The sequence below is a fragment of the Pseudoalteromonas sp. S4741 genome (genome assembly GCF_005886135.1).
Classification (GTDB): Bacteria; Pseudomonadota; Gammaproteobacteria; order Enterobacterales; family Alteromonadaceae; genus Pseudoalteromonas; species Pseudoalteromonas tetraodonis.
Genome location: NZ_PNCN01000270.1, coordinates 1 through 322, shown reverse-complemented (window position 1 = coordinate 322; position 322 = coordinate 1). Strand labels below are relative to the sequence as shown.

At 41.0% G+C, this 322-nt stretch carries 1 pseudogene; it reads left to right on the top strand.

What is annotated here, in order from left to right:
- Window positions 1–295 (top strand): annotated as a pseudogene (locus CWC30_RS18125) (NADH-dependent alcohol dehydrogenase); the annotation flags it as partial.
- Between the last annotated feature and the right edge of the window lie 27 nt (window positions 296–322).

The window sequence follows — 322 nt, the reverse complement described above, 5'->3', positions numbered from 1 at the left end:
TTCTTTATTGCGCAATCAATTTGCAGTTAAAAAAGCGAAACTAGAGCAAATGGGTAAAAACGTATTTGGCCTTGAGCAAACAGACGATTTAGCAGAGCAACCAATTCAAGCGATTGAACCGTTTTACCCCAGCATTGAGGTTGCAACACAGCTAACTGAACATGGTGAGGATAAAGCGGCTGCCATTGATAATATTATTGGCAAACTAGAAGCACATGGCATGGGTGCTCTTGGTGAAAACCAAGCGATTCCGCTAAAAGAAAGCCGTGAAATTTTAGAACACGCGGTTGCTTAAGCGTTAATTATAAAAAACCACTGGCTA